The sequence below is a fragment of the Pantoea sp. C2G6 genome (genome assembly GCF_051336815.1).
Classification (GTDB): Bacteria; Pseudomonadota; Gammaproteobacteria; order Enterobacterales; family Enterobacteriaceae; genus Pantoea.
Map to the genome: position 1 here is coordinate 217842 of NZ_JBGMNJ010000007.1, position 13554 is coordinate 231395.

General features: G+C 56.0%; 15 protein-coding genes and 1 rRNA gene. 8 read left to right on the forward strand and 8 right to left on the reverse strand.

The window, feature by feature from the left end; genetic code table 11:
* Nucleotides 1–12: 12 nt before the first annotated feature.
* The 5 genes from accA to ACCW71_RS12065 all read left to right on the forward strand — a co-directional run bounded on the left by accA (nucleotide 13) and on the right by ACCW71_RS12065 (nucleotide 5424).
* Nucleotides 13–969, forward strand: a complete 957-nt coding sequence (gene accA / locus ACCW71_RS12045; protein WP_436371619.1) for an acetyl-CoA carboxylase carboxyl transferase subunit alpha — start codon at nucleotides 13–15, stop codon at nucleotides 967–969.
* A gap of 168 nt (nucleotides 970–1137) precedes the next feature.
* Nucleotides 1138–3288 carry a lysine decarboxylase LdcC gene (locus tag ACCW71_RS12050; RefSeq protein WP_436371621.1) on the forward strand — a complete coding sequence of 717 codons (2151 nt, stop codon included), beginning with the start codon at nucleotides 1138–1140 and terminating at the stop codon, nucleotides 3286–3288.
* Between the two features lie 69 nt (nucleotides 3289–3357).
* A complete protein-coding gene (locus ACCW71_RS12055; RefSeq protein ID WP_436371623.1) occupies nucleotides 3358–3747 on the forward strand; it encodes a VOC family protein in 390 nt (129 codons plus the stop codon).
* Between the two features lie 52 nt (nucleotides 3748–3799).
* Nucleotides 3800–5119 (forward strand): tRNA lysidine(34) synthetase TilS, encoded by a 1320-nt coding sequence (gene tilS, locus ACCW71_RS12060; RefSeq protein ID WP_436371625.1) that lies wholly within the window; start codon nucleotides 3800–3802, stop codon nucleotides 5117–5119.
* Nucleotides 5116–5424 (forward strand): c-type cytochrome, encoded by a 309-nt coding sequence (locus tag ACCW71_RS12065; protein WP_436371627.1) that lies wholly within the window; start codon nucleotides 5116–5118, stop codon nucleotides 5422–5424. Before tilS ends, ACCW71_RS12065 begins: the two co-directional genes overlap by 4 nt.
* 39 nt (nucleotides 5425–5463) lie before the next feature.
* On the opposite strand, the gene rof is transcribed toward ACCW71_RS12065, so the two are convergent.
* Together rof and ACCW71_RS12075 are read right to left on the reverse strand one after the other, a co-directional pair.
* Nucleotides 5464–5724 carry a Rho-binding antiterminator gene (gene rof / locus ACCW71_RS12070; protein ID WP_436371629.1) on the reverse strand — a complete coding sequence of 87 codons (261 nt, stop codon included), beginning with the start codon at nucleotides 5722–5724 and terminating at the stop codon, nucleotides 5464–5466.
* The gene (locus ACCW71_RS12075; RefSeq protein ID WP_436371631.1) at nucleotides 5711–5911 is read right to left on the reverse strand and encodes a YaeP family protein; all 201 of its coding nucleotides are present in this window, start codon (nucleotides 5909–5911) and stop codon (nucleotides 5711–5713) included. Before ACCW71_RS12075 ends, rof begins: the two co-directional genes overlap by 14 nt.
* Nucleotides 5912–6128: 217 nt before the next feature.
* Between ACCW71_RS12075 and arfB the strand changes: the two genes are divergently transcribed.
* Complete coding sequence (gene arfB / locus ACCW71_RS12080) at nucleotides 6129–6539, forward strand: alternative ribosome rescue aminoacyl-tRNA hydrolase ArfB (RefSeq protein WP_436371633.1); 411 nt, start codon at nucleotides 6129–6131, stop codon at nucleotides 6537–6539.
* A 232-nt stretch (nucleotides 6540–6771) separates the two neighbouring features.
* Here arfB and proS read toward each other — a convergent pair whose 3' ends face one another.
* From proS to metN, 6 genes are all read right to left on the reverse strand, one after another.
* Nucleotides 6772–8490: a proline--tRNA ligase gene (proS, locus tag ACCW71_RS12085; protein ID WP_436371635.1), complete on the reverse strand. Its 1719-nt coding sequence runs from the start codon at nucleotides 8488–8490 to the stop codon at nucleotides 6772–6774.
* A gap of 89 nt (nucleotides 8491–8579) precedes the next feature.
* The gene (gene tsaA, locus ACCW71_RS12090; protein ID WP_436371637.1) at nucleotides 8580–9284 is read right to left on the reverse strand and encodes a tRNA (N6-threonylcarbamoyladenosine(37)-N6)-methyltransferase TrmO; all 705 of its coding nucleotides are present in this window, start codon (nucleotides 9282–9284) and stop codon (nucleotides 8580–8582) included.
* Entirely contained in the window at nucleotides 9281–9679 is a 399-nt protein-coding gene (rcsF, locus tag ACCW71_RS12095) for an Rcs stress response system protein RcsF (RefSeq protein WP_436371638.1), read from the reverse strand. Before rcsF ends, tsaA begins: the two co-directional genes overlap by 4 nt.
* A 130-nt stretch (nucleotides 9680–9809) precedes the next feature.
* On the reverse strand, nucleotides 9810–10625 hold the full coding sequence (locus tag ACCW71_RS12100; RefSeq protein ID WP_436371640.1) for a MetQ/NlpA family lipoprotein: 816 nt from the start codon (nucleotides 10623–10625) through the stop codon (nucleotides 9810–9812).
* Between the two features lie 31 nt (nucleotides 10626–10656).
* Nucleotides 10657–11310 carry a methionine ABC transporter permease MetI gene (locus ACCW71_RS12105; RefSeq protein ID WP_436371642.1) on the reverse strand — a complete coding sequence of 218 codons (654 nt, stop codon included), beginning with the start codon at nucleotides 11308–11310 and terminating at the stop codon, nucleotides 10657–10659.
* Complete coding sequence (gene metN, locus ACCW71_RS12110) at nucleotides 11303–12334, reverse strand: methionine ABC transporter ATP-binding protein MetN (RefSeq protein WP_436371644.1); 1032 nt, start codon at nucleotides 12332–12334, stop codon at nucleotides 11303–11305. Before metN ends, ACCW71_RS12105 begins: the two co-directional genes overlap by 8 nt.
* 188 nt (nucleotides 12335–12522) lie before the next feature.
* Between metN and gmhB the strand changes: the two genes are divergently transcribed.
* The gene (gene gmhB / locus ACCW71_RS12115) at nucleotides 12523–13083 is read left to right on the forward strand and encodes a D-glycero-beta-D-manno-heptose 1,7-bisphosphate 7-phosphatase (protein WP_436371646.1); all 561 of its coding nucleotides are present in this window, start codon (nucleotides 12523–12525) and stop codon (nucleotides 13081–13083) included.
* Nucleotides 13084–13491: 408 nt separating this feature from the next.
* Nucleotides 13492–13554: ribosomal RNA gene (locus ACCW71_RS12120) — 16S ribosomal RNA — on the forward strand; the annotation flags it as partial.

Here is a 13554-nt window from a genome sequence, read left to right on the forward strand (position 1 = left end):
AACAGGAACATTATGAGTCTTAATTACCTGGATTTTGAACAGCCAATTGCAGAACTGGAAGCGAAGATCGATTCGCTGACCTCGATTGGTCGTCAGGATGATAAACACGTTAATCTGGATGAAGAAGTTCAGCGTCTGCGTGAGAAAAGCGTTGAGCTGACCCGTAAAATCTTCGCCGATTTAGGCGCATGGCAGATCGCTCAACTGGCGCGCCATCCTTTGCGTCCTTATACCTTTGACTATGTGCGTAACGCTTTCGACGATTTCGATGAGCTGGCGGGCGACCGCGCTTATGCGGATGACAAAGCGATTGTTGGCGGGATTGCACGTCTTGATGGACGTCCGGTGATGATCATCGGGCACCAGAAAGGCCGTGAAACCAAAGAGAAAATTCGCCGTAACTTCGGCATGCCCGCACCGGAGGGCTATCGCAAAGCGCTGCGCCTGATGGAGATGGCTGAACGTTTCAACATGCCGATTATTACCTTCATCGACACGCCGGGTGCCTATCCGGGCGTGGGTGCGGAAGAGCGTGGGCAGTCTGAAGCCATTGCCCGCAACCTGCGTGAAATGTCTGGCCTGAAAGTACCGGTGATCTGTACGGTGATCGGGGAAGGCGGTTCAGGTGGTGCGCTGGCGATTGGCGTGGGCGATAAAGTGAATATGCTGCAATACAGCACCTATTCAGTGATCTCGCCAGAAGGCTGTGCTTCGATTCTGTGGAAAAGCGCCGATAAAGCGCCGCTGGCCGCCGAAGCGATGGGCATTACCGCGCACCGTCTGAAAGAGCTGAAGCTGATTGACTCGGTGATCCCGGAGCCGCTGGGTGGCGCGCATCGCCGTCCGGTCGATATGGCGCAGTCCCTGAAGCAGCAGCTGCTGGCCGATCTGGCCGAGCTGGATGGATTGAGCACGGAAGAGCTGCTTGATCGTCGTTATCAGCGCCTGATGAGCTACGGCTACGCCTGATTTAGCCTCATCAATTAAAGCGGACTCCGGTCCGCTTTTTTTATGCCCGCCGTTTAACCCCGCTCTCCTTGCTGCTGCGTTCGCCGCCATCTCTTTGCCCGCTTGCTACACCTTCCGGGAGTTAGCGTATATGCTTGTTCGGTTCCACAATAATGAGGGAGAAGGGCATTGAATATTCTGGCGATCATGGGCGCGCACGGCGTGTTTTACAAAGATGAGCCGTTACGCGAACTCGACGCGGCGCTGAACCTGCAAGGCTTTCAGCTGCTCTATCCGAAAAACAGTGACGACCTGCTGAAACTGATTGAACACAATCCGCGCATCAGCGGCGTTATCTTCGACTGGGATGCGCACAACAGTCCTGAGCTGTGTGGGGAGATTAATCAGCTCAACGAATACCTGCCGCTCTATGCGTTTATCAACACCCATTCACAGATGGACATCAGCATCAATGAGATGCGTATGCCGCTGCACTTTTTTGAGTATGCGCTGAATGCCGCGGACGACATCGCGCTGCATATCCGGCAGTATACCGACGACTATCTCGATCACATTACGCCGCCGCTGACCAAAGCGCTGTTCACCTATGTGAAAGAGGGGAAGTACACCTTCTGTACGCCGGGCCATATGGCGGGCACCGCCTTTCAGAAGAGCCCGGTCGGCTGCCTGTTCTATGACTTCTTCGGTGCCAACACCCTGAAATCGGACATCTCCATCTCGGTGACGGAACTCGGTTCGCTGCTGGATCACACCGGCCCGCATCTTGAAGCAGAGGAGTATATCGCCCGCACCTTTGGAGCCGAGCAGAGCTATATGGTGACCAACGGCACCTCGACCTCCAACAAAATTGTGGGTATGTACGCGGCACCGGCGGGCAGCACGGTGCTGATCGATCGTAACTGCCATAAATCGCTCACCCACCTGCTGATGATGAGTGACCTGATCCCTCTCTGGCTGAAGCCGACCCGCAATGCGCTGGGTATTCTCGGCGGTATTCCGCAGCGAGAGTTCACCCGCGAGAGCATTACGCAGAAGGTCGCGACCACCGAACGCGCCAGCTGGCCGGTTCATGCGGTGATCACCAACTCTACTTATGACGGGCTGCTCTACAACACCCGGTACATCAAAGAGACGCTGGATGTGCCGTCGATTCATTTCGATTCGGCCTGGGTGCCCTACACCAATTTCCATCCGATCTACGCCGGAAAAAGCGGTATGAGCGGCGAGCGAGTGCCGGGCAAAGTGGTCTATGAAACGCAATCCACGCACAAACTGCTGGCTGCCTTTTCCCAGGCATCGTTGATCCACATTAAAGGCGACTACAACGAACAGACGTTTAACGAAGCCTATATGATGCACACCACCACTTCGCCCAATTACGCCATCGTCTCCTCTATCGAAACGGCCGCCGCGATGCTGCGCGGCAATCCGGGGAAGCGGCTGATCAATCGCTCGGTGGAACGCGCGCTGCACTTCCGGCGTGAGATCCAGCGCCTGCGCGAAGAGTCCGACAGCTGGTTCTTTGACATCTGGCAGCCGGAACAGATCGACGAAGCGCAATGCTGGCCGATCCAGCCCGGCGAAGAAGAGTGGCACGGATTCACCCAGGCCGATCGCGATCACATGTATCTCGATCCGATCAAAGTGACCATTCTGACACCGGGCATGAGCGAGCTGGGTGAGATGGCGGAAGAGGGGATCCCGGCGGCGCTGGTGGCGAAGTTTCTCGATGAGCGCGGTATCGTGGTGGAGAAAACCGGCCCCTATAACCTGCTGTTCCTGTTCAGCATTGGCATCGACAAAACCAAAGCGATGAGCGTGCTGCGCGGCCTGACCGAGTTCAAACGCGCCTACGATCTCAACCTGCGGGTAAAGAACATGCTGCCGGATCTCTATGCGGAAGATCCCGACTTCTACCGTAATATGCGGATTCAGACGCTGGCGCAGGGGATCCATCAGCTGATCCGTCATCACGATCTGCCGCGTTTAATGTTGCAGGCGTTCGACGTGCTGCCGGAAATGAAGATGACCCCTTACCAGGCGTTTCAGCAGCAGGTAAAAGGCAATCTCGAAACGGTGGAGATCAGTGAACTGGTCGGGCGCGTCTCGGCGAACATGATACTGCCCTATCCACCGGGCGTGCCGCTGGTGATGCCGGGCGAGATGATTACTGAACAGAGCCGCGCGGTGCTCGATTTTCTGCTGATGCTGTGCAGCATTGGCCGACACTATCCGGGCTTCGAGACCGATATTCACGGCGCCACGCTGACGGAAGAGGGCGAGTATCGCGTGCGGGTACTGAAAGAGCCATCCGTTTAAACGTTTATCCATTGTCAGTGGCGGAGTGCCGGCATAACGCAGGCGCTTTGCCCGCATTAAGGAATCGATATGTTGCAGTTAAACGCTATTCACCACATCGCTATCATCGCCTCAGACTATCAGCGCAGCAAAGCGTTCTATTGCGATGTGCTGGGCTTCACTCTGCTTGGGGAATATTACCGCGAAGCGCGCGATTCGTGGAAAGGCGATCTCGCTTTACAGGGTCGCTATACCATTGAGCTGTTCTCTTTTCCCGAGCCGCCCGACCGGGTCAGCCACCCGGAAGCCTGTGGGTTACGTCATCTGGCGTTTACCGTGCCTGACGTGGCGGCAGCGGTCGCAACGCTGGCCGAAAAAGGGGTCGAGTGCGAGCCCATCCGCATCGATGAACTGACCGGTAAGCCCTGTACTTTCTTTGCCGATCCAGACGGTTTGCCGCTTGAGCTTTATCAGGCGTAAAATAGCGCCCTCTGCGGGTCGCATCCGGCGGCCCGGTTTTGTGGATTCTGTTATGTCTTTGCCCGCTTTTGACTCACTGCTGCAACCGGATGCCGCGCTGGTGGTTGCGTTCAGCGGCGGACTCGATTCCACCGTGCTGCTGCATCAGCTCTGGCGCTGGCAGCAGCAGCATCCTCAGTCACGCCTGCGGGCACTGCATGTTCATCATGGGCTCAGCCCGAATGCCGATCGCTGGGCGGCCCATTGCGTGGCGCTCTGCCAGCAGTGGCAGCTCTCGTGTGAGGTACTGCGCGTCACTGTTGACGGCAGTAACAGCGGAGTTGAAGCGGCAGCCCGTACCGCCCGCTACCAGGCGCTGAGCGCGTCACTTCAGCCCGGCGAGGTGTTGCTTACCGCGCAGCATCTTGACGATCAGTGTGAAACCTTTTTACTGGCGCTGAAGCGCGGCAGCGGTCCGGCGGGATTAGCTGCGATGCCGCACGCCCGCGCACTGGGGGCGCATCGCCTGTTACGCCCGCTACTTCATCACTCCCGGCAGTCGCTGGAGCAGTACGCCCGGCACTGGCAGCTGGCGTGGATCGAGGATGAGAGCAATCAGGATCTGCGCTACGACCGTAACTTTCTGCGCCAGCGGCTGCTGCCTGAACTCTGTCAGCGCTGGCCCCATTTTGCTGAGGCGACGGCCCGCAGTGCGGCATTATGCCGTGAGCAGGAGCAGTTACTGGATGAGCTACTGGCCGATCAGCTGGCCGCGCTGATCCAGCCCGACGGCAGTTTACATTTTCCGCCCTTGTTGACGATGAGCGAGGCGCGCGCCAATGCGCTGCTTCGTCGCTGGATCGCCGCGCAGGGGGGCGTCATGCCGTCGCGTGATGCCCTGAACCGTATCCGCGATGAAGTGATGGCGAGCCGGGAAGATGCCCAGCCGCAGCTGCGGTTGGGGGCGGCTGAAGTGCGTCGTTATCGTCAGCGACTCTATTGGCTGCCGCCGCTTAGCTCGCTGCGCGGTATCCAGCTGGCGTGGCCCGATCTGCGGCAGCCGCTGGTGCTACCGCACCACTCCGGGGTGCTGTTCGCCAGCCAGGCGCAGAGTCTGCTGCGCTATCCTCGGCCGGATGAGCAGGTCAGCGTGCGGTTTCATATACAGGGCCGCGTACATCTGGCGGGGCGCACCGGCAGCCGGGAAGTGAAAAAAGTGTGGCAGGAGTTGCAGGTACCTCCGTGGCAGCGCGAACGGCTGCCGTTAATTTTTTACAATCAGACGCTGATCGGTTCGCCGGGCCTGTTTATCACCGGCGACGGAGCGGCGGGTGATGGCGAGGGCTGGCAGGCGGTCTGGCAGCCAGCATCCGGCACAGGAGAACAACAATGAACAAGTGGATCGTAGCCTGCTTACTGGCTACCGCGCTGCCGGTCTGGGCGGCGGGGGATGCTGAGCGTGGCGCGCAGAAGGCGGGCAGCTGTATGGCCTGTCATGGCGCGGCAGGAAAAGCAGCGGTGCCGGTTTATCCCAATCTGGCCGGGCAGCATGCAGCTTATCTGCAACAGGCTTTGCAGGCCTATAAAAAAGGTGAACGCAGCGGCGGTCAGGCTGAGGTGATGAAAGCGTTTGTGGCGGGATTAAGTGATAGCGATATGGCGGATTTAGCGGCGTACTACGGTTCGCTACAGCCCTGAGACGGAGAGGGCGGGAAAGTCCCGCCCGGCATGCGTAGATTACTCTGCGCTGACCACTACCGTGCCCAGCTCGGGATGGGTGAAGCTGGCGATATGGTCAAGACGTAGCTCACGATTTTCACCCGAAAGATCGATAGCCAGGTATTCCACGTTCTTGCGTGAAAAGATCTCTTTGGCTTTTGCCTTAAGCTGCTCGCCATCTTTCATTTCCAGCGACAGCATCCAGTGGTTTTGGCAGGCGAGTTCCAGATTATCGTAATCATCGCAATTGATGGGTTGGTACGCTTCATTTATCAACATAGTCGCTCACCAATAAGTTAGCAGCGGCCCAGGCCGCCTGTTCCCTGACAGAAGAGTTTAGCTCACTATTTGCGGCAATATCATCAAGCGCCTTCAATGCGCAGCCAATCGCATCGGGTATGTAACCTAAATCCCCGCTGCCAATTTCGGCATATTTCCGGCGAACTAACTCACAATAATTTTGCACATGACCCCCTTCGGCAGAGCGTAAATACCCTGGTTAACTGGCGACTATATCATAGCCATTTGCAGGAAATCAGCCCGCGTAAAGCAGGATCACTACGCCAATCACTGCTAAAGTGACAGATTCCGCTGGCTGGCGCGGAAAGAGTTGGAGCACAAAAGGTTAATTTGATGAACAGGTTATCAGAAGTAAAGGTGATGGTGAGACGGGAAGGTGGCAGATGATTATGCTGTCACGCACGGTTGAGATCCCGGAGAGTGAAATTGAGCTGACGGCGATCCGCGCCCAGGGGGCGGGTGGACAGCATGTGAATAAAGCCAGTACGGCCATTCATCTGCGCTTCGATATTGCGGCCTCTTCGCTGCCCGCGTTTTATAAAGAGCGGTTGCTGACGGCCAGCCATCATCTGATTACCGCTGAAGGAGTGGTGGTGATCAAGGCGCAGGAGTACCGCAGCCAGGAGATGAACCGTGAGGCCGCGTTACAGCGTCTGGTTAATTTGATCCGGGAACTGAGTACGGTTGAAAAAGTGCGGCGCGCCACGCGGCCGACCCGCGCGTCAAAAGAGCGTCGGCTGGAAGGAAAATCACGCCGCAGTACGACCAAATCGATGCGCGGCAAGGTGCAATAAAAAAAGCCCCGCAAGCGGGGCCTTTGAGTGCTTACAACGTCAGGGGCAAGCGGCGAAGAGATCGAGCCTGCTCAGAAAACAGGGTCAGATCGGAAAGTCGCTAAAGCCATCCATGGCCGCTCGGCCCGCGCCGTCCCTGGCGCGGGACGCTTTCCTCTTCTGACCCAGTTCCCTTCGCGATGAACTCATCCGTTGCGGCCAGATTCAGCCCGCTTTGACTAACGCGACGAACTTACTTATCCAGTGCCTTCAGCAGGAATTCAACGATTTCATCCTGCTTAATCATCTGCTTCTCACCGGCACGACGCGCTTTATATTCAATCTCCTGATTGTCGAGATTGCGGTCGCCAATCACGATGGTATGTGGCACACCAATCAGCTCCATATCAGCGAACATCACGCCCGGACGCTCTTTGCGATCATCCAGAATGACGTCAACGCCTTTGGCGCGCAGTGTGGCATACAGCTCTTCCGCCAGCTCTTTAACGCGGAACGATTTCTGCATATTCATCGGCAGAATCGCCACTTCGAACGGTGCCAGCGCGGCTGGCCAGATGATGCCGCGCTCGTCATGGTTCTGCTCAATGGCGGCCGCGACAACGCGGGTGATACCGATGCCGTAGCAGCCCATGCTCATCACCTGGTTGCGGCCATCTTCGCCCTGAACGGAGGCTTTCAGCGCATCAGAATATTTGGTGCCGAGCTGGAAAATGTGGCCCACTTCGATGCCGCGTTTAATCTGCAAGGTGCCTTTGCCATCCGGGCTTAAATCACCTTCGACCACGTTACGAATATCCGCGACGCTGGCCAGCGGCAGATCGCGCTCCCAGTTAATGCCGAAGTAGTGCTTACCATCGACGTTAGCCCCGGCGCTGAAGTCGCTCATCTTCGCCACGGTACGGTCAGCAATGATCGGCATATTCAGACCGACCGGACCGATTGAACCCGGACCGGCACCCACTGCGGCGCGGATCTCTTCTTCGGTGGCGAACACCAGCGGCGAAGCAACGATCGCTGATTTCTCCGCTTTGATCTCATTGAGCTGATGATCGCCGCGCACCAGCAGCGCAACCAGCGCATGGCCACTCTCTGCGGCACCTTTCACAATCAGCGTTTTCACTGTTTTTTCAACAGGCACGTTAAATTGCTCAACCAGCTCCGCGATGGTTTTTGCGTCTGGCGTCTCGACCAGCTGCATCGCCTGCGATGGCGCGGCACGTTCACCGGCGGGCGCGACCGCTTCCGCCAGCTCGATGTTGGCGGCGTAATCCGATTCGCTGGAGAAGATCACATCATCTTCGCCACTCTGCGCCAGTACCTGGAACTCATGGGATGCGCTGCCACCAATCGAGCCGGTATCGGCCTGCACGGCACGGAAATCCAGGCCCATGCGGCTGAAGATCTGGCTGTAGGCGCGGTACATCGCATCGTAGGTTTCCTGCAATGACTCCTGCGAAACGTGGAACGAGTAAGCGTCTTTCATGATGAACTCACGCGAACGCATCACGCCGAAACGTGGACGCACTTCATCACGGAATTTGGTCTGGATCTGATAGAGGTTAAGCGGCAGCTGCTTATAAGAGCTTAGCTCGTTGCGGATCAGGTCAGTGACCACCTCTTCATGCGTCGGACCCAGCACAAACGGACGTTCGCTGCGATCGGCGATACGCAGCAGCTCCGGGCCATACTCCTCCCAGCGACCGCTCTCCTGCCACAGGTCGGCGGGTTGCACCACCGGCATTAAAATCTCAACCGCGCCCGCGTTGTTCATCTCTTCGCGCACGATGTTTTCGACTTTTTTCAGCACGCGCACCCCGGTCGGTAACCAGGTATAGAGGCCAGAAGCCAGTTTGCGGATCATTCCGGCGCGCAGCATCAGCTGATGGCTGATCACTTCAGCATCGGAAGGCGTCTCTTTCTGAGTAGAGAGCAGATATTGAGTAGTACGCATTGATTACGATTCCAGTTGATCGGAAAGTCACAGACAGAATTTTGCTGGCGGCTAGTGTACCAGTGAGATCACCGCCTCAAAAGCGGGTTTTAACGCGGGTCGATGGCCATCACTTCCGTACCGGCATCGTCGATGCGCCAGCGGACATTAAAATCCATCAGCCAGGCGGCATATTCCCGGTTTTGCGTTTCGCCCTTACGGTAAGCGGGGCGGGGATCCTGCGCCAGCACTTCGCGAATAAAGCGAGCCAGATTGGGGTAGTGCGCCAGCTGTTGCAGCTGCTGCTGCGCCAGGTCGGAGAAGCGGACCGGCATATCGGCTGCCGGTGGTGCCTGGGCAAAACCTGCCTGCGCCTCGGGCAGCGCCTCGGCAAAGGGCAGGTAAGGTTTGATGTCAACGACGGGCGTGCCATCCACCAGGTCCAGACTGCCGAGTTGCAGGATCACCTGCTGCTTTTCAATATGAATGCCTTTTAGCTCAACCAGTGACATGCCAATCGGATTTGGCCGGAAGGTCGAGCGGGTCGCAAAGACGCCCATGCGCGCATTGCCGCCCAGCCGGGGCGGACGCACGGTGGGACGCCAGCCACCGGCCATCGTCTGATGAAAGACAAACAGCAGCCAGAGATGGCTAAAGGCTTCCAGCCCACGGACGGCTTCCGGCTGATTGTAAGGCGTCAGCAGATGCAGCTCGCCGCCGCCATCCTGCACCAGTCCGGGCTGGCGCGGCACGGCGAACTTCTCTTTCCACGGAGAGCGAATAACCCCGATCTGCGTGAAGGCGAATTCACTCATTGATTACTGACTTTCAAGGCCGATCCCTGACATACCGCCTGCCGATAGCAGCCTGGCGTGCCTGTCACGATCTCACACTTATGCAGCAGCACCGCATTGGCTTTCATCTGCGACGCTCTGACCTGCAAGCGCTTGCGGGCGGTGGCGATGTTGGCGGGGGAGTTCTGATTGCTGATCTGACAATCTTCCGCGGAGACTTCACCCAGATCGCGGAACGGTTTGCTGACCAGATCGGCCGCATCGGTGTAAAGCTTAACCGGGGCCGGGCGGGTCGCTGGCTTACGGGTCGGTTCACTGGATGGCTGCGGACGAGAGGGTGCGCTGCTTATCGGGTGATACTCATGAACACACCCTGTCAGCATCAATGCTAACAAGCAGAGCGGTAAAAAACGCATGGCAACATCCTCAGGTTTCTAAAAGTGGCGTTATTGAAACAAGGACCAGAATAAATAACAAGTCGGGCAGGGGGGCCCGGTAACAGAAAGGGCGGCATAGCGCCGCCCCTGGGGATGATGAAAGACTAAATTACCAGCCTTTAACCGCGCCGCCGTTAAAGACTTTGTTAGCTTCTGCGTAAACTTCGTCAGACTGATAAGCCTTAACGAATTTCTTCACGTTTTCCGCATCTTTATTGTCTTCACGCGCCACGATCAGGTTCACATAAGGTGAATCTTTATCTTCGACGAAAATGCCATCTTTAGCGGGCGTCAGGCCGATCTGGCTGGCGTAAGTGGTGTTGATTACCGCCAGGGCAATCTGCTGATCGTCCAGTGAGCGTGGCAGCTGTGGCGCTTCCAGCTCAACGATTTTCAGATGCTTAGGATTCTCAATAATATCCAGCGAGGTCGGCAGCAGGCCCACGCCATCCTTCAGTTTGATCAGGCCCACTTTCTGCAACAGCAGCAGGGTACGACCCAGGTTGGTCGGATCGTTTGGAATCGCGACCTGCGCACCATCCTGTAACTCATCCAGAGACTTAATCTTTTTCGAATAGCCCGCGATAGGGTAGACAAAAGAGTTACCCACTGACACCAGCTTGTAACCACGATCTTTGATCTGCTGATCCAGATAAGGTTTGTGCTGGAAGGCGTTGACGTCAATATCGCCTTTGCTCAGCGCTTCGTTTGGCAGCACGTAGTCGTTGAAAGTGACCAGCTCCACGTCCAGACCATATTTCTCTTTCGCAACTTTCTGCGCCGCTTCAGCGACCTGCTGCTCAGCGCCGACAATCACGCCCACTTTGATGTGGTTAGGATCTTTCTCTTTTTGATCGCATCCTGCCAGCGCAATCGCGCCAATCAGTGCACCCACAGCGGCAATTTTTTTAAATCTGAAAGACATATCCTTTCCTTAATATTGTGATATTGCTGGCTTACTTATGGGACACCGCACGGACGATGCGGTCACCACAGAATTGAATGAGATACACCAAAACCACTAACAACACTAATACCGTATTCATCACGGTGGCGTTATAACCGATATAACCATACTGATAACCGATCTGGCCCAGACCACCGGCACCGACCGCGCCTCCCATCGCTGAGTAACCCACCAGGGTGATCAGCGTAATGGTCGCCGCGTTGACCAGGCCAGGCATCGCCTCCGGCAGCAGGACCTTACGGATAATCTGCATCGGCGTGGCACCCATGGCGCGTGAGGCTTCAATTAAGCCGGTGGGCAGCTCCAGCAGCGCATTTTCAACCATACGCGCAATAAAAGGGGCGGCGCCGACGGTTAACGGCACGATGGCGGCCTGTAACCCAATCGAGGTGCCGACTACGACGCGGGTAAAAGGAATCATCCAGACCAGTAAGATAATAAAAGGAATGGAGCGGAAAATATTCACCAGCGCGGAAAGCACCCGATAGAGGCCCTGATTCTGCAAAATCTGTCCCGGACGGGTGACATAGAGCAGAACGCCCACCGGCAGACCCAGCACAAAACCGAAAAAGCCAGAGACAAAGGTCATCATCAGCGTTTCCCATACGCCCCGTCCCAGCAACCACATCATCGCCTCAGACATAACCTAATACCTCTACTTTCACATGATTCTCCTTCAGCCAGGCGATCGCCTCGCGGGTATCGCTTTCTGTGCCATGCATTTCAGCCAGCATGATGCCGAACTTCACGCCTCCGGCGTAATCCATCTGGGCACTGATAATATTGTTATTCACGTTGTAGCGGCGGGCCGCTTCAGAAAGCAGCGGCGCATCCACCGATTTACCGGTGAATTCCAGTCGCAGCAGAGGCACGGTGTTTTCAGCCGCGGTGGCAGAAAGACGCTGCTGGTAATCATCCGGTATATCCAGATGCAGGGTCGACTGAATAAACTGCTGCGCCAGGGGCGTTTTAGGGTGTGAAAAGACTTCGCTGACGCTATCTTTTTCAATCAGCTCACCCTGACTTATCACCGCAACCTGGTCGCAGATGCGTTTCACGACGTCCATCTCATGGGTGATCAGCAGAATCGTCAGCCCGAGTCGCCGGTTAATATCCTTCAGCAGTTCCAGAATCGAGCGGGTCGTGGCAGGATCGAGGGCGCTGGTGGCTTCATCGCAGAGTAATACTTTTGGATTGCTGGCCAGAGCGCGGGCGATGGCGACGCGCTGCTTCTGACCGCCCGACAGGTTAGCGGGCCAGGCATCGTGCTTATCGGAGAGGCCGACCAGTTCCAGCAGTTCTGTCACGCGCGCTTTAATCTGATCGCGGGAGAGGTTGCCCAGCTCCAGCGGCAGCGAGACGTTACCGGCAACGGTGCGGGAGTTCATCAGGTTGAAGTGCTGGAAGATCATGCCAATCTGACGGCGCGCCTGGGTCAGCTGACGTTCATTGAGTGCAGTCAGGTCGGTGCCATCAACCAGCACCCGGCCCGATGTAGGACGTTCCAGCAGGTTAACGCAACGAATCAAGGTACTTTTACCTGCACCGGAAGCGCCGATGACGCCATAAATCTGTCCGGCGGGCACGTGCAGGCTGACGTCAGTTAACGCCGGGATAGTACGTGTGCCCTGCTGGAACACCTTAGTTATATTTTCAAGTTTAATCATTGTGTTATTTATTATCGTGTTGCGTTGTCCGTGGTGTGAGAGGCTGCCGCATTCTCTCTGCGGTAAAAGCTGAATGGATGTTAAGGCATCCAGACGTCTAAATCAATGGAAGTGATTCAATCTGGCATTCTCCCTTTTATAGCAATCATGCGATACTGATCGGCAATTTTTATAGCAGGAGTTTCTACGTGGCGAATAAAGTCCCAGCCATTTTTCTTGATCGTGATGGCACCCTCAACGTTGATCATGGCTATGTCCATGAGATAGATGACTTTCAGTTTATTGACGGCACTATTGAGGCGCTGCAACAACTCAAGGCGATGGGGTTTGCTTTGGTTGTGGTGACTAACCAGTCAGGTATTGCGCGCGGCATGTTTACTGAAGATACGTTCATGCGCCTGACAGAGTGGATGGACTGGTCGCTGGCCGATCGTGACGTTGATCTGGATGGCATCTATTTCTGTCCACATCATCCTGAGGCAACCGTAGCAGAGTTCCGTCAGGAGTGTGACTGCCGGAAACCTCATCCGGGTATGCTGCTTACCGCTCAGCAAGAACTGGATATTGATATGGCCACCTCTTATATGGTGGGTGACAAGCTGGAAGATATGCTGGCGGGTCAGGCTGCTGGTGTCGGCAGGAAAGTGCTGGTGCGCAGCGGTAAGCCGGTGACGGCGGAAGGAGAAGCGGCAGCTGACTGGGTCATTGATAGCCTGGCTGCGCTACCGGGACGGATTAAACAGGGGTAAAACGGCGCTTTTGTGCAAATTTCAGACGAACAGCAAAAAAGTCTGAATTTGCACTTGCGCTATCTGAAGCGTTCCCTATAATGCGCCTCCACTGACACGGCAAACCGGTTTACGGAATACGGTGTTGGGAGGTTCAGGAAACTGACCCGCCGGAGAAAAACTTCTGAAAAAGAGGTTGACTCTGAAGGAGGAAAGCGTAATATACGCCACCTCGCGACAGGACGCTAACGCACTGTTCGCACTGCTCTTTAACAATTTATCAGACAATCTGTGTGGGCACTCGCAGGATTGATATCAGCGTCTCCGGACGCAAAAAAATATCAAAGCCTCACGAGTGAACACATAATGAAATTCATTATGACGTTTTACAGATGAGCACCGCTTAACTTGTTTAAGCAAATCAAACTTAAATTGAAGAGTTTGATCATGGCTCAGATTGAACGCTGGCGGCAGGCCTAACACATGCAAGTC